Here is a 16,783-nt window from a genome sequence, read left to right as displayed (position 1 = left end):
TGGCCCGCGTCAATGTTTCGAGCAGGAAAACCCGGTCGACTTCGCGGAGTTGGTCCGCCGCGGTCGGTCGGTTCGTACTGCACGTACTCGAAGCGCTTCGACCGTTACCGCCCGGACCGTTGACGTACCCACCGCAGCTCCCTACCTTGTCCCGGCAAGCGCTTTCCTAAAACGATTCAATCGCCCGGACGAAGGACGAACTGTGCCCACATATGGGGAAGTTGACAGGCGCGGCCTGTTGAAGCTGGCTGGTGGCTCGTTGGCGGCCATCGGGCTGACCGCGGCGGGCTGTGGCGGCAGCGGATCGGGGGACGGGACCGTCACCATCCGGTACGCGTGGTGGGGCTCCGACGACCGTGCCAAGCGGATCAACCGGACCATCGAGCTCTTCGAGAAGAAGTACCCGAAGATCAAGGTGAAGACGGACTTCCAGCCCTACCTCGACTTCTGGAAGAAGTTCAACACCCAGGCATCCGGCGGCAATCCGCCCGACGTCTTCCAGAACGCGATCGGCTTCCTGCGCAAGTACGACCAGCGGAACGTCCTGCTCGACCTGCGCGCGCAGGCCGAGGCGGGCCACCTGCGCATGGACGGCTTCCGCGCCGGCCTGGAGAAGTTCGGCGAGGTCGACGGCAAGCTGCTCGGTGTTCCGGTCGGCAGCAACTCCATGGCCCTGGTGATCGACAAGCCGGTCTACGAGAAGGCCGGCGTCACCCCGAAGATGGGCTGGACCTGGGACGACTTCCACACCGCGATGGAGAAGATCCGTAAGCGGCAGGGCAGGGCGGGCGACAGCGGACTCTACGGAGTCATGTACCTCTACGACCCCTATCTGCGCCAGCAGGGCAAGGCCTTCTTCACCAAGGACGGCCTCGGCTTCGACGAGGCCGACCTCAAGGAGTGGTGGACCAAGGGGTACGCCGGCGTGAAGTCGGGGATCTACGCCGACCCGAAGAAGGTCGCCCAGATCAAGCCCAAGTCGGCCGTGGCCGCCGAGATCGCCGCCTCCGAGTTCACCTGGGACAACTTCACGGTCCGCTACACCGCCGAGGGCAAGAGCCAGTACGGCCTGGCGCCGCTGCCGACGACCGACGGCAAGAAGACCGGCCAGTACCTCGGTTCGCTCATGCTCAGCGGCTCCAAGCGCACCCAGCACCCCAAGGAGGTCGCGCAGTTCATCGACTTCATGGTGCACGATCCCGAGGTCGCCAAGATCATGGGCTACGACCGCGGAGTGCCCACCACCAAGGCGCAGTACGAGGCGTACAAGCCCGCCGAGGAGAAGGACAAGGTGATCGCCGGGGTCAACAAGGAGATCGCCGCGTACGAACAGGAGTTGGTCGACGCCGGTGTCCTTGAGACCATCACGCCGCACCCGGCCGGAGCGGACGTCTGTGAGGCGGCGTTCCTGCGCATCGCGGAGGAACTGGCCATGGGGGAGCGGTCGGTGGACGAAGCGGTGAAGCAGTTCTTCACCGAGTGCAAGACCGCTCTCGGGTCCTGATGGGCGGCACGATGGCGTCCCCGCAGACCTCCGTGGCCCCGCCCGTGGCCAAGGAACCGAAGCCGCCGGGCGGCCCCCGCCTCCCGGAGGCCGCCCGGCGGCGGCGGCGCGGCGAGAACCTCGCGGGGCTCCTGTTCATGTCGCCCTGGCTCGCGGGCTTCCTCCTGCTGACGGCGGGCCCCATGGCCGCCTCGCTGTACTTCGCGTTCACCGACTACAACCTCTTCGACGCCCCGAAGTGGATCGGCCTGGACAACTTCACGGAGATGTTCGGCGACCCGCGCTGGCGCAAGTCGGTGGAGGTGACGCTCTGGTACGTCGTCGTCGGCACCCCGCTCAAGCTGGCCGCGGCCCTCGGGGTGGCGCTGCTGCTCAACCAGAAGCGCCGCGGACAGGCCTTCTACCGGGCCGCGTTCTACGCGCCGTCCCTGATCGGCGCCAGTGTCTCGATCGCCGTCGTCTGGAAGGCGATCTTCTCGGACGACGCCATCGTGGACCGTACGCAGCGGGCCCTGTTCGGCGTGGACGTGGGCGGCTGGACCGGCGACCCGCAGTGGATCATCTACAGCCTGGTGGCGCTCACCGTCTGGCAGTTCGGCGCGCCGATGGTCATCTTCCTGGCCGGTCTGAAGCAGGTGCCGCGCGAGCTGTACGAGGCGGCGGAGATGGACGGCGCGGGCACCTGGGGGCGGTTCTGGCACATCACGCTGCCGATGATCTCGCCCGTCCTGTTCTTCAACGTCCTTCTGGAGACCATCCACTCCTTCCAGATCTTCGCTTCGGCGTACATCGTCGGCGGTGGCGCGGGCGGCAACGCCTGTGGCCCGGCGGACGGTTCGCTCGTCTACACCTGTTACCTCTACGTCCAGGGCTTCGAGAACAGCCGGATGGGCCTGGCGTCGGCCATGGCCTGGATGCTGCTGCTCGCGGTGGCGCTGGTGACGGCGGTCCTTTTCTGGTCCCAGAAGCGCTGGGTGCACTACGAGGAGAGCTCCCGATGACCACGTCGCCCGCACAGCAGCCCGTACAGCCCGCACGGCCCGCGAAGCCCGCCCGTCGGCGCCGCTCGGCCGGTTCGCTGGCCTGGCACATCGGGTCCCTCGCCGTCCTCGGCGTCGTCCTCTACCCGGTGATCTGGGCCATCGGCGGCTCCTTCAAGCCGAACGACGAGATCGTGGGCAGCCTCGATCTGTTCCCGACCGACCCCGTCGTCGCGAACTACAAGGGCCTGGCCGACGGCATCGCCGACATCTCCATCTCCACCTTCTTCACCAACTCCCTCTTCCTGGCCCTCGGTTCCGTGGTCGGAATCCTCTTCTCCTGCTCCCTCGCGGGCTACGCCTTCGCACGCATCAAGTTCGCCGGACGCAACGTGTTCTTCGCCCTGATGATCGGCACCCTGCTGCTGCCGTACCACGTGCTCCTGATCCCGCAGTACGTGCTGTTCCAGAAGATGGGCCTGATCAACACCTATACGCCGCTGCTGCTCGGCAAGTATCTGGCGGTCGACGCCTTCTTCGTCTTCCTGATGGTGCAGTTCATGCGGAACCTGCCCAAGGAACTGGACGAGGCGGCGCGGCTCGACGGCTGCGGGCATCTGCGGATCTACTGGTCGATCGTGCTGCCCCTGTGCAGGCCCGCGCTGATCACCAGCGCGATCTTCACCTTCATCAACTCCTGGAACGACTTCATGGGGCCGCTGATCTATCTCAACGACCCCTCGAAGTACACCGTCTCGCTGGGCCTGAAGATGTTCGTCGACCAGGAGGGGCTTGCCAACTACGGCGGCATGATCGCCATGTCGCTCGTCGCGCTGCTGCCCGTCCTCGCGTTCTTCCTGGCCTTTCAGCGGTACTTGATCGACGGTATGGCCACCTCAGGTCTGAAGGGCTGAGGCCGGGTGCGCGGCAAATCCGTCTTCATGGACCGCTTCGGCGCCTTCGCCGAGTGTCTGCTGACCGGCGTCTGGATCGCGCTCGCGTCCCTGCCGCTGATCACGCTCCCCGCGGCCTTAGCCGCGGGCTCCCGCCACCTTGACCGGCATCTGGCCCACGAGGCCTCCGGGTGGCGGGAGTTCACCGCCGATCTGCGTGCGGCGGTGCGGCGCGGCTGGCTGGTGGGTGTCGCCGGCTGGGCGGCGCTCGCCCTGCTCCTCGCCGACCTCGCGTTCGTACGGGCGGGACTTCCCGGTGGCGCGTTCGTCGGCGCGGTCGGGGTCATCGCCCTGTTCGTCCTGGTCGTCGCCGGGCTGCGGGCGTCCGCGAACTGGCGCCCCGACGCGTCATGGCGTGCGCTCCTGACCCAGGCGGTGCGCCGCACCCTGCGCGACCCGGCCGGTTCGCTGGTGATCGTCTGCGGCTTCGCCGTGGTCGCGGCGTCCGGCTGGTTCTCCCTGCCGCTCGCCGCCCCCACTTTGGGGATGGTCGCGGCGGCGGCGCTCGCGGTCGAACGGCGCGGCGCGGCGGTCTGACGCCCCTCAGGGACGGTCCCGCTCCGAGCTGCCCGCACATCTCCTTCTGTCATGCCCATGAAATGAGAAAGGACCAAGATGTCCCCGATCCCTCGCAGGTCCCTGCTCAAGGCCGCCGCCGTAGCGGGCGCCGCCGCACAGTTCAGCTGGGCGCTCGGCCGCCAGGGCGCCGAAGCGGCTCCCCGCGCGGCAGCGGAAGACGGCCCGGTCTCCATCGGCTGGCTGGAGAAGGGCGGGCTGGGCGCCGCGCCCGGATCCACCTTCGGCGTGCCCTGGCCCAAGGGCGTCCACCCCGCAGGCCAAAAGTTCGCCCTCGCCACTGCAGACGGCAAGGACGTCCCCGTACAGACCTGGACCACCGCCCACTGGCCCGACGGCTCGGTGAAGTGGACGGCACACGCGGTCGGGCCCCAGGCCGCGGGCGCCGACACGTTCCGCCTGAGCGCCGGTAGCCCCGCCGACCCGGGCACGGGCAAGAAGGTGAGCGTCACCGAGACCGGCCGGGCCATCACCATCGACACCGGCGTCATCAAGGCCGTCATATCCAAGGACGGCGAGCGGCTCGTCCAGTCCGTCACCCGCGGCGGCGTGAAGATCGCCACAGACGGAAGGCTCGTGCTCCTTCGCCAGGGCGACCTCGACGACGGCGACCACGGCAACGCCAAGTGGGAACGGTTCGACGGCGAGATCAGCGGGGCGAAGGTGGAGCAGGACGGTCCGGTGCGTTCCGTTGTCCGCATCGACGGCAAGCACCGTAAGGGCAGCCGCAGTTGGCTGCCCTTCAGCGTGCGTCTCTACTTCTACGCGGGCGCCGACTCCTTCCGCATGGTGCACACCATCACGTACGACGGAGACGCGGAGAAGGACTTCATCCGCGGCCTGGGGGTCCGCTTCAGCGTGCCGATGCGCGACGTGGCGTACGACCGGCACATCCGCATCGCCGGCGAGGGCAAGGGATTCCTGACCGAGGCGGTCAAGGGAATCACCGGGCTCCGTCGCGACCCCGGCGCCGCGATCCGTGCCGCCCAGGTCAAGGGTGAGAAGCTGCCGGATCCGGCGACCTGGGACCAGCGCGTCACCACCCGCCTCCAGTACATCCCCACCTGGGGCGACTACACCCTCGCCCAGCTCTCCGCCGACGGCTTCACCCTGCGCAAGCGCACCAAGCCGGGCCACACCTGGATCACCGCGGGAGGCGGCGGTCGGGCGACCGGCTTCGGATACGTCGGCGGGGTCGGCGGCGGGTTCTCCTTCGGGCTTCGGGACTTCTGGGAGAAGCACCCCGCCCAGCTGGACATCAGGGGCGCGGCCGGCGACACGGCCGAGGTGACGCTCTGGCTCTGGTCGCCCGAGGCCCAGCCGATGGACCTGCGCACGTACCACGACGGCATGGGGCAGGACACCTACCCCGAGCAGCTCGAAGGCCTCAACATCACCTACGAGGACTACGAACCCGGCTTCGGCACCCCGTACGGCATCGCCCGTACCAGCGAGCTGATGTTCTGGGCGAACGAGGCGACCCCCTCCGCGGCCACCCTCGTCGACCAGGCAGCCGCCGTCCGCACCCCGCCCCAACTGGCCGCGGAACCGGAGCACTTGGCGAAGGCCGGGGTCTTCGGCGGGCTCTTCTCTCCCGTCGACCGCTCCACGCCCGCCAAGGCGAAGATCGAGGACCACCTCGACTTCCTCTTCACCTACTACAAGGACCAGGCCGAACAGCGCCGCTGGTACGGCTTCTGGGACTACGGCGACATCATGCACACCTACGACGAGGACCGCCACCAGTGGCGCTACGACGTCGGCGGCTACGCCTGGGACAACTCCGAGCTCTCACCCGACCTCTGGCTCTGGTACGCCTACCTGCGCTCGGGCCGCGCCGATATCTTCCGCTTCGCCGAGGCCATGACCCGCCACACCGGCGAGGTCGACGCCTACCACTTGGGCAAGTGGGCGGGCCTCGGAACCCGCCACGGCGTGCAGCACTTCGCGGACAGTGCGAAGCAGCAGCGCATCTCCACGGCCGCCTACCGCCGCCCCTACTACTTCCTCACCGCCGACGAACGCGTGGGCGACCTGATGCATGCCCTGGTCGACTCCGACGAGACGTTCCTGGTCCTCGACCCCCAGCGCAAGGTCCGCACCGAGCCGTACGAACCCGACCGCAACGCCCTGTCCATCGGCTTCGGCACCGACTGGAGCGGACTCGCCGCGGCCTGGCTCACCGAGTGGGAACGCGGCGGCCCCAAGGCGGCCAAGGCCGAGGCGCGCCTGCGCTCCACCATGGAGACCATCGCCGCCCAGCCCAACGGCTTCGTCCAGGGCAGCGGCCTCTACGACCTGGACACCGGGAAGTTCGCGGTGGCCGCCGAGCCCGCCGTCAGCGTCTCCCACCTCTCCGCGATGTTCGGCCTGGTCGAGATGTGCGCCGAACTCATCGGCCTCGTCGACCAGCCGAAGTTCAAGGAGGCATGGCTGGACTACTGCCGCTACTTCAACGCCACCAAGGCCGAGCAGAAGGAGCGCTACGGCAAGGACTTCGGCAGCCTGCTGCTCTTCCAGGGGCACTCCCGCCAGGACGCGTACGCGGCAGCCCAGTCGAAGGACGGGAAGCTCGCGGCACGCGCCTGGCAGAAGTTCCACGAGAGCGACGGCTATACGAAGACCATGAGCTGGGGGAAGACCGAACTGGAGGGTCCCGCGGTGCTTGAGCCCGGTTACGAGAACCTGCGGATCAACACCAACGAGACCGCCCTCTTCGGTCTCGCCGCCATCCAGAACCTCGCCCTGGTCGGCGACGAGCTCCCCGGCTAGCCGCCTGAAACCTAACCGCCCGAGACCGTCAGGGAGTTGGTGGTGAAGTCCAGGCCTCCGGCCGATCCGCTGATCTCGTAGCCGAACTGCACGTCACCTATGGTCTCGTTGCCCATCCAGCCCTTGGTGTTCTTGATCCACTTCAGGATGGGGAGGACGTCGACGGTGCCGGACGAGGAGTCGGAGGTCCGCAGGAAGGAGAAGACCTCGTTGGCGCCGTTGCTTCCCTTGTAGACCGTCCAGGTGTGTCCGCCGAGGGAGACGGTGCCCTGCGAGGTGCCGAGCGGCCCGACGTTCCCGTTGTAGTTCACCCAGAGCATGATCTCGTAGTCGTGGTCGGAGTCCCAGATGTCGTACGAGGAGTTGTAGTCGCCAGCCGACGGGACCGTGACGTTGTACGAGCTCTTCAGCGAGGTCAGCGAGTCGATCGGCTTGCCGATGACCTTCTTGGAGTTGGGGTAGGACTTGATGCCGCTGGTGTTGGGGTGGTCGGCGTGCACCTTCCACTTCGTGCCGGAGTCCGCGCTGATGCACTGGCTGCCCGCGCCCGAGCCCCAGATGTTGTTGTAGAGGGTGTAGCCGTTCAGGCTGGTGTTGCCCCACTGGTCGCAGGAGTTCCAGACGGCGGCCTGGGCGGGGGCGGAAGCGAGGCCGAGCGCCAGGCCCAGTGCGGCGGCCGGGGCGAGCAGCAGGCGGGCCAACGTGTGGCGGGGGTGTCGTGTCATGTGTCGTCTCCAGGGTGGGGGGAGGAGCGCCGCGTGCCCGGGGCGGGCCCGCGGTGATCTGGGGCGGCGCGGCCAAGGAGGGCCACGCCGTAGCGGCCGAGGGCGACCGTGTCCTCGAGCCGGCCGAAGTTCCGTACGCCCGGCTGATGCGGGAGAGGAAGGCATCGTGGGTCAGCCCTTCACCGCGCCGGTGAGCATGCCCTGCTTGAAATGCCGCTGCACGAACGGCGAGAGAACCGCGACCGGGAGCAGCGCGAGCACCATCACGGCCATCTGGATGGCGAGCGGCGACAGATGGCCCGTGTTGATCGCCTGGCTCAGTCCTGTCGGCCGCTGCTGCTTGATCACCAGCTGCTGCATGACGTTCTGCAGCGGCATCATGTCCGGGTCACTGAGATAGATCGACGCGTTGAACCACGCGCTCCAGTAGCCCACCGCGTAGAAGAGGGTGATCACCGCGATCACCGCCCGGGAGAGAGGCATGACGATCCGCCACAGGATGCGCAGGTCGCCCGCCCCGTCGATGCGGGCGCTCTCGATCAGCTCCTGGGCCGTGCCCATGAAGAACGCCCGCAGGACGAGGATGTTGAAGACGTTCAGGGCGCTCGGCAGGATCAGCGACAGATAGGTGTCCGTGAGGCCGAGGCCCTGGACCACCAGATAGGTGGGGATGAGCCCGGCCCCGAAGAACATCGTGGCGACGATCACCAGGAGGATCGGGCGGTGCAGGACCGACCCCGGGCGCGAGAGGCCGTACGCGCACAGGATGGACACCACCATGCTGACCAGCGTGCCGACGACGGTGACGCCCACGCTGACCAGCGTGGCCCGCGACACCTGGCCGCCGCCGAGCAGTTCCTGGTAGTGGATGAAGGTGACACCCCGGGGGATCACCACCAGGCCGCCCGTCTCGGTGATCGTCTTCACCGAGGAGAGACTCGTGACGATCACCACCCACACCGGGAAGAGCACGGCCAGACAGACCAGGGTCAGCGTCACGCCCTTGGTGGCGAGCCCGGCCCGGGTCGGCGGCTCCTCCCACACCGGACGCAGACCCGTGCGGCTGCCCGGCTTGATGCCGAAGCTGAGCAAGCTCATCGCTTGTACACCCCCTGCTCGCCCATGAGGTGGGCCGCCTTGTTGGCCGCGAGCACCATCAGGAGGCCGAAGACGCCCTTGACGATGCCGATGGCGGCGCCGTAGCCGAAGTTGCCGTTGTCCAGGCCGGTGTTCCACACATAGGTGTCAAGGACCTCGGAGGCCGAGGGCCCCACCGCGGCGCGCTGGAGCAGGATCTGTTCGAAGCCGACCGTGAGCGCGTTGCCGACCTGGAGCACGAGCAGCAGGGCCACGACCGGGCGCAGCGCGGGCAGCTGGATGTGCCATATCCGACGCCAGCGGTTCGCGCCGTCCATCGCGGACGCCTCGTACAGATCGGGGCTGACCGCGGCGAGTGCGGCGAGGAAGACGATGACGCCCCAGCCCGCGTCCTTCCAGACCATCTCGAAGGTGACGAGGAACTTGAACAGACCCGGGTCGGTCATCAGGTCGAAGCCCTCGTGGCCGTTGTCCCGCAGGATCTGCGCCACCAGGCCGGCCCCGCCGAACATCTGCTGGAAGACCGTGATGACCAGGACCCAGGAGAAGAAGTGCGGCAGATAGAGGATCGCCTGGGCGACCGCCCGCACCCGGGGCCGCACGAAGCTGTTGATGAACAGCGCGAGCGCGATCGGCAGCGGAAAGAACAGCGTCAGCTGGATCGCGAAGATGGCCAGGGTGTTGCGCACCGCCTGCCAGAACAGCCGGTCCTCTGCCATGTGACTGAAGTGCTCGAAGCCGATCCAGGGACTCTGCGCCATCGCCTGGAACGCGTTGTCCGCGACGTAGGGGTCGTAGTCCTGGAAGGCAACGATATTGCCGATCAGCGGTACGTAGTTGAAGACGAGGAGGAGCAGCAGCGAGGGCAGCACCATCAACAGCAGTACGCGGTCACGGCGCAACCGGTGGCGCAGCGGCACGCGGGCCACGGTCTTCTTCGCCGGGGGCGCGGCCTCGGCGGGGGTGGGCGTCCGCTCGGCGGAGGCGGCGCGCGCGGGAGTCGTGCTCTGAGCCATGTCAGGACGCCGCGTCGCCGGACTCGTCGAGCAGCTTCTTGTACCAGTCGCGCAGCTTGTCGCCGCCGCCCGACTTCCAGTCGGAGACCGCCTGTTGCATGTCGGAGACCTTCTTGCGACCCCGCACGATGTCCTTCTCCAGGTCCTCGAACTCGGCGTTCAGCTCTGTGTAGCGGCTGGGCTCGATGATCGTCATGCCGTGGAAGAGCGGCTTCTTCGTGTGCTCGCCCTGCCGCTGCTGCCACTCGACCATGCCCTTGGTGACGTCCGGCAGATCGGCGTAGGCGATGAACGGCGCGGGCGACGCCACGTACTCGTACGTCGCGAAGACCTCGTTGTTGCCCTTGCCGTTCTTCGTCAGGACCCCGTCCTTCTGGGTGTGGTGCACGCCCTCGACGCCGTACATGCGAAGGCGCTGCTCCTTGGAACCGTAGGGAGCGGCCGTGAAGTTGGCGAGGGCGAGGATGTCGCGAACGGTCTTCTCGTCGGCCTTCTCGCTGATGAACGTCCAGATGTCGGCGGGCGGACGCGCGTACAGGGTCGGCGCGCCGCCGTCGTGGGCGAAGTAGTCGAAGGCCTCCATGCGGAACTTCTTGTTGTCCACGCGCTGCACCGCGGCCTTGCCGTACCAGTCGGACAGATCCCCGTCGTACATCCAGACCTTGCCGGCGGCGCACAGGTCACCGATGCTGCCGGTCTCGGCCTTGGCGTCGGGGTGGACGAAGCCCGCCGAGTAGAGCTTTCGTGACCACGCCAGTGCTTCGAGGTACTCGTCGGTCTCGTAGCGGTTGACCAGCTTGCCGTCGACGAGCTTCCAGTAGTACGGCTTCTCGGGCAGCACGCCGAAGATGGCCCAGGCCGCCCAGGTCATGTCGCCGCACGCCCACACCTTGCTCTTGGGGGCGTTGAGCTGCTTGCACAGGTCGAAGAACTCCTGGGCGCTGGTGGGCGCTTGGAGTCCCTCCTTCTCGAAGAGGTCGGTGCGGTAGAACGGTGCGATGTTGAGTGTGGTGGCCGAGGGCATCGGCAGCCCGCGCAGCTTGCCGCCGAAGACGGAGCGCTGCCAGGCGCCGGCGGGGATCGCCGCGAGGTTCGGGTACTCCTTGACCTTGTCGCCGCTCAAGTAGGGGCCGAGGTCGGCGAACTTGTTGGCGATGGCGCTCGGTATCTTGCCGGTCAGCTCCCACCCGGGCACGACCACGGCGTCCGGGACACCGCTTGAGGCCAGGACCGCGCCCAGCTTCTGCCCGTACGTGTCGCCCTGCTGGTTCTGCCACTTGACGCGGACGCCGGCTGCCTTGTCCATCGCGGTCCAGTAGGGGTTGCCCTGCTTGGGGACGTTGCCCCAGATCGGCGCCATGACGGTGAACTCGCTGCCCTTGCCGAGCTTGTGCGGCACCGACGTCTTGAGCTCGTCCGCGGGCAGGGCCTTGGTGTATCCGGCGGCCGAGCCGTTCTTGGCGGGGATGTCCGGGCTGCCGAACTCCTGGGCGACGTACGCGGGGAGCAGGTCCTTCAGCTTCTTCCCCGTCGTGGTGCCCTCGTTCTTCGACCCGCTGCCTCCACACGCCGTCAGGAGCGGGGTCCCGCCCGCCACGGCGATGGCGGCGAGGCCGGAGGAGGCGAGGAACGTTCTGCGGCTCGAACCGGGTCTGGGGGAGGGGGAGTTCGGCGTCATGGCGTCAACCCTTCGTGGCGCGCGTCCGGACACACGGCGGTCCCCGCCGGGTCGGGTGTCGAAGCGCTTCGATGTTGCAGCGAGGTTAAGTGAAGGCACGGGGTGTAACAAGACGTTGGCGCCGAATTCCTCTGCGGTCTCCGGAGGTTCAGGTGCAGCGACGGTGGACGGTCCTGTCACAGGGCGTATGTCTGCCTTCTTGACATGGAGCCTTGTCGACACACAGCATCGAAGCGCTTCGAAGAAAGCCACTGCCTTTGTGCCCGCCGCTCGCCAAGGGGACCCGTACGTGACAAGCCCGCCGCCGCACCGCGACCCGGAACCGCTGCCTTTCCTCGACCCTCAACTGCCCCTGCACCAGCGCGTGGACGACCTGCTGACCCGCCTGACGGCCGACGAACGCATCGCGCTCCTGCACCAGTTCACGCCCGGCGTCGAGCGCCTGGGCATCGACGCGTTCCGCACCGGACAGGAAGCCCTGCACGGCGTCGCCTGGATGGGTCCCGCCACCGTCTTCCCGCAGGCCGTCGGGCTCGGCGCCACCTGGAACGACGACCTCGTCCGACGCATCGGCGAGACCGTCGCCGCCGAGGCGCGGGCCATGCGAGCCCTCGACGACCGCGTAGGCCTCAACGTCTGGGCGCCGACCGTCAATCTGCTCCGCCACCCGCTGTGGGGCAGGAACGAGGAGGGCTACGCCGAGGACCCGCGGCTCACCTCCGCCATCGCCGTCGCGTACACCCGCGGCCTGCGCGGCGACGACCCCGTGCACTGGCGCACCGCCCCCGTGCTCAAGCACTGGCTGGCCCACAACAACGAGACGCACCGCGACACCTCCTCGGCCTCCGTGCGCCCACGCGTCCTGCACGAGTACGACCTGCGGGCCTTCCGCGCCACCGTCGAAGCGGGGAACGTGGCCGGGGTGATGCCCGCGTACAACCTGGTCAACGGCCGGCCCAACCACGTCTCGCCGTATCTGCGCGATCACCTGCGCACCTGGACCGGCCAGGAGCTGCTCGTCTGCTCCGACGCGGGAGCGCCCAGCAACCTCGTCGACTCCGAGAAGTACTTCGACACCCACGAAGAGGCCACCGCCGCCGCGCTCATCGCGGGAGTGGACAGTTTCACCGACCACGGCACGGATGCGAGCATCATCACCGGGCGCGTCCAACGGGCCCTGGAACAGGGCCTGGTGACCGAGCGCGACATCGACGCGGCGGTCCGGCGCCACCTCTCCGTGCGCTTCCGGCTCGGCGAGTTCGACCCTGACTCCGGCCCGTACGCGACCGCCGCCGCGCACGCCTTCGACACCCCCGAACACCGGGCCCTTGCCCAGGAATCCGCCGAACAGGCCGTCGTCCTGCTGAAGAACGACGACCTGCTTCCCCTGCCCGAAGGCACCCGGATCGCGGTCGTCGGACTCCTCGCCGACGAGTGCAAGACCGACTGGTACAGCGGCACCCTCATCCACCGCAGCACCCCCCTCGACGGCATCCGCGAGCGGTTCGGCACCGAGCACGTCACCTTCGCCGAAGGCGTGGACCGGGTGCGGCTGAAGTGCGAGGACGGCTGGCTCCAGGTGCCCGACGCGCCGCAGGCGGACGCCGTCCCGCAGGGCGCCGAGGCTGCCCTGGACCCGGCCCTGCTCGCGGGCCGCACCGACCTGCCCCCGCTGACCGCGGGGCCCGAACCGACCGAGTTCGCCCTCGTCGACTGGGGCGGCGGCACGTGGACGCTGCGCGCCCCCGACGGGCGCTACCTCTCGGCCGCCGAGGACGGCTTCGTGCGCGCCTCGGCAGAGCAGCCGGGAGGCTGGGTCGTGCGGGAGACATTCGCGCTGATCGGCCACGACGGCGGACACCTCATCGAGCACAAGGGGACGGGTGGGTACGTCTCTGTCGCCGCCGACGGCGTAAAGGTTGCCGAGGAACCGCAGGTCTTCACCGTCGAGTATCTGGAGCGCGGCGAGGACGCCGTGGCCCGCGCCGCCGCCGATGCCGACGCCGTGCTCGTCGTCGCCGGGAACGACCCCCACATCAACGGCCGCGAGACCGAGGACCGCACGACACTCGCCCTGCCGCCCCACCAGGACCGGCTCTGGCGCGCCGCTCGGGACGCCAACCCCCGCACCGCGCTCGCCCTGGTCTCCTCCTATCCGTACGCCGTCGCCGACGCCCACGACCGGCTGCCCGCGCTCCTGTGGACCGCGCACGGCGGGCAGTCCGCGGGCGCCGCGCTCGCCCGCATCCTGGCGGGGGACGTGTCCCCCGCCGGACGCCTCCCGCAGACCTGGTACGCCGCCGACACCGACCTGCCGGACCTGTTCGACTACGACGTCATCGGCTCCCGGCAGACCTACCTGTACTTCGACGGCACCCCGCTCTACCCGTTCGGGCACGGCCTCGGCTACTCCTCCTTCGCCTACGCCGACCTGACGGCCACACGCGAAGGAGAACTGCTCCACGTCGCGTTCACCGTCACCAACACCGGGAGCGTCGCCGCCGACGAGGTGGCGCAGCTCTACACCCGGGCCCCTCGGGAGGCCGCCGCCCGCCACGCCCTGCCGCACCGCCAGCTCGCCGCGCACCGCCGCGTCCACCTCGCAGCCGGGGCCGCGGAGCGCCTGGAGTTCCAACTGCCGATCGCCGAGCTGGAGTTCTGGGACGTACGGCACGACCGCTGGGCCCTCGCGCCGGGTGCGCACGACATCCTCACCGGAGCCTCCAGCCAGGACATCCGGCTCACCGCGTCCGCCGATCTCGGCGGCGCCCCGATCGCCGCCAGGCCGGTACCGACGGCCGGCCTGGCGGCCACCAGTTACGACGAACAGCACGGCACCGAGATCGTCGACCGCTCCCGGGCGACGGGCGACGCCGTACGGGCGGTGGACGGCGCCACGGGTGAACTGCGCTTCCGTGACTGCGACTTCGGCGACGGAGTCAGCGGCGTCTCGGTCGACGCCGCGGGGGAGGGGGCCATCGACCTCATCTCGGGCAGCACCGCCACCACCCTCACCGTCCCGGCCACCGGGGGCGTGTACGACTACGCCCAGCACACCTCCGGGTTCATCGCCTCGGGAGTGCGTGACCTGCGCGTGCGGCTGCGCGGCCCGCTGCGGCTCGCAGGACTCACCTTCACCGCTGCCGCAACGGCTCCCGCACACCGGAAGGACCCCGCATGAAGTTCACCGACGGCTTCTGGCTGATGCGCGAGGGCGTGCGCGCCTCGTACGCGACCGAGGTGCGCGACGTGCGACAGGGCGAGGGGCGGTTCACCGCGTACGCCGCCGTGCAGCAGGTCCGCGACCGCGGCGACACCCTCAACACCTCCCTCATCACCGTGGAATGCTTCTCGCCCGCCGAGGGAGTGATCGGCGTCCGGGCGACGCACCACGCCGGAAAGGCCGCGCACGGACCGGAGTTCGACCTGAACGCCACCGAGGGAGCCGGGCTGCTCAAGCGCGAAGGCTCCGTCACCGAACTCACCAGCGGCCCGCTCACCCTGCGCCTGGACGCCGACAAGCCCTGGGGCCTTGAATTCCTCGACGCCGAAGGGCAGCGGCTGACAGCCGTGGAGCGCAGAGGCACCGCCTTCGCCACCGACCCAGACGGAACCCACCACATGGTCGCCCAACTCGCCCTGGGCGTAGGCGAATACATCTACGGCCTGGGTGAGCGATTCACCCCGTACATCAAGAACGGCCAGAGCGTCGACATCTGGCAGGCCGACGGCGGCACCAGCAGCGAGCAGGCCTACAAGAACATCCCCTTCCACCTCTCCTCGCGTGGCTACGGCGTCTTCGTCAACCACCCCGGCAAGGTCTCCTACGAGATCGGCTCCGAGTCGGTCGGCCAGGTCCAGTTCAGCGTCGAGGACCAGTCGATCGAGTACTACGTCATCGCCGGCCCCACCCCCAAGGACGTCCTGCGCCGCTACACCGCGCTGACCGGCCGACCCGCGCTGCCGCCCGCCTGGTCGTTCGGCCTGTGGCTGACGACGTCGTTCTGTACGCCCTACGACGAGCGGACGGTCACCGCCTTCGTCGACGGCATGGCCGAACGCGACATCCCGCTGAGCGTCTTCCACTTCGACTGCTTCTGGATGCGCGAGTACCAGTGGACGGACTTCCGCTGGGACCCCGACGTCTTCCCCGACCCGGAGGGCATGCTGCAAAGACTCCGCGAGCGCGGGCTGAAGGTCAGCATGTGGATCAACCCCTACATCGCCCAGAAGTCCGAACTGTTCGCCGAGGCCGCCGACGCGGGATATCTCGTCCGCCGCACCAACGGCGACATCTGGCAGTGGGACCTCTGGCAGCCCGGCATGGCCCTTGTCGACTTCACCAACCCCTCGGCCCGCGAGTGGTACGCGGACAAACTGCGCGGCCTGCTCGACCAGGGCGTCGACTGCTTCAAGACGGACTTCGGCGAACGCGTGCCCACCGACGTCGTCTGGTACGACGGCTCGGACCCGCAGCGCATGCACAACTACTACGCGCAGCTCTACAACAGCACGGTCTTCGAACTCCTGGAGAAGGAGAAGGGCCCCGGCCAGGCCATCCTCTTCGCCCGCTCGGCGACGGCCGGCGGCCAGCAGTTCCCCGTGCACTGGGGCGGAGACTGCTTCGCCTCGCTCGGCGCCATGGCCGAGTCACTGCGCGGCGGCCTCTCGCTCTCCCTCTCCGGCTTCGGCTTCTGGAGCCACGACATCGGCGGCTTCGAGGGCACCCCCGACCCCGCGGTCTTCAAGCGCTGGCTCGCCTTCGGCCTGCTCTCCTCACACAGCCGGCTGCACGGCAACGTCTCCTACCGGGTGCCGTGGGAGTTCGGTGAGGAAGCGGTCGAGGTGGCCCGGAAGTTCACGCTGCTCAAGCACCGCCTCATGCCGTACCTGTACGGCGTCGCGGCCGAGGCGCACCGCACCGGCGTACCCGCGATGCGCCCCATGCTCCTGGAGTACCCGGACGACCCCGCCTGCCGCACCCTGGACCGGCAGTACATGCTCGGCCCGGACCTCCTGGTCGCCCCCGTGTTCACCGCCGATGGGGACGTCGAGTTCTACGTCCCCGAAGGCACCTGGACCCACCTGCTGACCGGCGAGACGGTCCAGGGCCCCGCGTGGCGGCGCGAGCAGCACGGCTTCGACAGCCTTCCGCTGTACGTCAGGCCCGGGGCGCTGCTCCCGCTGGGCGCCGACGACCAGCGCCCCGACGGCGACTGGCTGAAGGACCTCACCCTCCTTCTCACCCCGGGCGCCGAAGGCACCGAGATCACCGTCCCCGACCTGGAGGGCAGGCCCGCGGCCCGCTTCCGCGCGGTGCGGGACGGCGACGGTGACGGGGTCCGGGTCGTCGCGGAGGGGACAGAGCGCCCCTTCACGGTGCGCACGATCCCGCCGGGCCAGTAGCGGACACGCCACTGTGGCACGGCCATACCGGGGGGTATGGCCGCGCCGCAGTGGTGTGCGGTGTCAGTGCTGCGT

At 68.9% G+C, this 16,783-nt stretch carries 11 protein-coding genes; 7 read left to right on the top strand and 4 right to left on the bottom strand.

All coding sequences use genetic code 11. The annotated features are described in order from the left end of the window. Positions 1–202 precede the first annotated feature (202 nt). The 5 genes from ACGFX9_RS10555 to ACGFX9_RS10535 all read left to right on the top strand — a co-directional run bounded on the left by ACGFX9_RS10555 (position 203) and on the right by ACGFX9_RS10535 (position 6,785). The gene (locus ACGFX9_RS10555; RefSeq protein ID WP_393467917.1) at positions 203–1,504 is read left to right on the top strand and encodes an ABC transporter substrate-binding protein; all 1,302 of its coding nucleotides are present in this window, start codon (positions 203–205) and stop codon (positions 1,502–1,504) included. A gap of 11 nt (positions 1,505–1,515) precedes the next feature. Next, positions 1,516–2,505, top strand: a complete 990-nt coding sequence (locus ACGFX9_RS10550) for a carbohydrate ABC transporter permease (protein ID WP_393468353.1) — start codon at positions 1,516–1,518, stop codon at positions 2,503–2,505. Continuing rightward, positions 2,502–3,398: a carbohydrate ABC transporter permease gene (locus ACGFX9_RS10545; RefSeq protein ID WP_393467914.1), complete on the top strand. Its 897-nt coding sequence runs from the start codon at positions 2,502–2,504 to the stop codon at positions 3,396–3,398. The genes ACGFX9_RS10550 and ACGFX9_RS10545 overlap by 4 nt, the downstream gene beginning before the upstream one ends. 27 nt (positions 3,399–3,425) lie before the next feature. Continuing rightward, positions 3,426–3,974 (top strand): hypothetical protein, encoded by a 549-nt coding sequence (locus tag ACGFX9_RS10540; protein ID WP_393468350.1) that lies wholly within the window; start codon positions 3,426–3,428, stop codon positions 3,972–3,974. A gap of 78 nt (positions 3,975–4,052) precedes the next feature. After that, positions 4,053–6,785 carry a Tat pathway signal sequence domain protein gene (locus ACGFX9_RS10535; protein WP_393467911.1) on the top strand — a complete coding sequence of 911 codons (2,733 nt, stop codon included), beginning with the start codon at positions 4,053–4,055 and terminating at the stop codon, positions 6,783–6,785. A gap of 11 nt (positions 6,786–6,796) precedes the next feature. Here ACGFX9_RS10535 and ACGFX9_RS10530 read toward each other — a convergent pair whose 3' ends face one another. The 4 genes from ACGFX9_RS10530 to ACGFX9_RS10515 all read right to left on the bottom strand — a co-directional run bounded on the left by ACGFX9_RS10530 (position 6,797) and on the right by ACGFX9_RS10515 (position 11,302). Then, complete coding sequence (locus ACGFX9_RS10530; protein WP_393467909.1) at positions 6,797–7,510, bottom strand: hypothetical protein; 714 nt, start codon at positions 7,508–7,510, stop codon at positions 6,797–6,799. A gap of 171 nt (positions 7,511–7,681) precedes the next feature. After that, positions 7,682–8,608, bottom strand: a complete 927-nt coding sequence (locus ACGFX9_RS10525) for a carbohydrate ABC transporter permease (RefSeq protein WP_393467906.1) — start codon at positions 8,606–8,608, stop codon at positions 7,682–7,684. Beyond that, positions 8,605–9,624, bottom strand: coding sequence for an ABC transporter permease (locus ACGFX9_RS10520; RefSeq protein WP_393467903.1), 1,020 nt, complete (start codon positions 9,622–9,624; stop codon positions 8,605–8,607). The genes ACGFX9_RS10525 and ACGFX9_RS10520 overlap by 4 nt, the downstream gene beginning before the upstream one ends. A gap of 1 nt (position 9,625) precedes the next feature. After that, positions 9,626–11,302: an extracellular solute-binding protein gene (locus ACGFX9_RS10515; protein ID WP_393467899.1), complete on the bottom strand. Its 1,677-nt coding sequence runs from the start codon at positions 11,300–11,302 to the stop codon at positions 9,626–9,628. A gap of 289 nt (positions 11,303–11,591) precedes the next feature. Here ACGFX9_RS10515 and ACGFX9_RS10510 point away from each other — a divergent pair, with 289 nt between their 5' ends. Together ACGFX9_RS10510 and yicI are read left to right on the top strand one after the other, a co-directional pair. Further along, the gene (locus tag ACGFX9_RS10510; RefSeq protein WP_393467895.1) at positions 11,592–14,483 is read left to right on the top strand and encodes a glycoside hydrolase family 3 C-terminal domain-containing protein; all 2,892 of its coding nucleotides are present in this window, start codon (positions 11,592–11,594) and stop codon (positions 14,481–14,483) included. Continuing rightward, a complete protein-coding gene (yicI, locus tag ACGFX9_RS10505) occupies positions 14,480–16,708 on the top strand; it encodes an alpha-xylosidase (RefSeq protein WP_393467890.1) in 2,229 nt (742 codons plus the stop codon). Before ACGFX9_RS10510 ends, yicI begins: the two co-directional genes overlap by 4 nt. Positions 16,709–16,783 lie beyond the last annotated feature (75 nt).

The sequence above is a fragment of the Streptomyces sp. NPDC048436 genome (assembly GCF_043200355.1).
Classification (GTDB): domain Bacteria; phylum Actinomycetota; class Actinomycetes; order Streptomycetales; family Streptomycetaceae; genus Streptomyces.
The sequence above is the reverse complement of the archived record's forward strand: the minus strand, read 5'-3'. Positions and strand labels throughout refer to the sequence as shown.

What these genes read in the sequence shown, in the direction of transcription:
- ACGFX9_RS10530 (WP_393467909.1), bottom strand. Translation starts at nt 7,510, where the DNA reads ATGACACGACACCCCCGCCACACGTTGGCCCGCCTGCTGCTCGCCCCG.
- ACGFX9_RS10520 (WP_393467903.1), bottom strand. Translation starts at nt 9,624, where the DNA reads ATGGCTCAGAGCACGACTCCCGCGCGCGCCGCCTCCGCCGAGCGGACG.
- ACGFX9_RS10515 (WP_393467899.1), bottom strand. Translation starts at nt 11,302, where the DNA reads ATGACGCCGAACTCCCCCTCCCCCAGACCCGGTTCGAGCCGCAGAACG.
- yicI (WP_393467890.1), top strand. Translation starts at nt 14,480, where the DNA reads ATGAAGTTCACCGACGGCTTCTGGCTGATGCGCGAGGGCGTGCGCGCC.
- ACGFX9_RS10540 (WP_393468350.1), top strand. Translation starts at nt 3,426, where the DNA reads ATGGACCGCTTCGGCGCCTTCGCCGAGTGTCTGCTGACCGGCGTCTGG.
- ACGFX9_RS10525 (WP_393467906.1), bottom strand. Translation starts at nt 8,608, where the DNA reads ATGAGCTTGCTCAGCTTCGGCATCAAGCCGGGCAGCCGCACGGGTCTG.
- ACGFX9_RS10545 (WP_393467914.1), top strand. Translation starts at nt 2,502, where the DNA reads ATGACCACGTCGCCCGCACAGCAGCCCGTACAGCCCGCACGGCCCGCG.
- ACGFX9_RS10550 (WP_393468353.1), top strand. Translation starts at nt 1,516, where the DNA reads ATGGCGTCCCCGCAGACCTCCGTGGCCCCGCCCGTGGCCAAGGAACCG.
- ACGFX9_RS10535 (WP_393467911.1), top strand. Translation starts at nt 4,053, where the DNA reads ATGTCCCCGATCCCTCGCAGGTCCCTGCTCAAGGCCGCCGCCGTAGCG.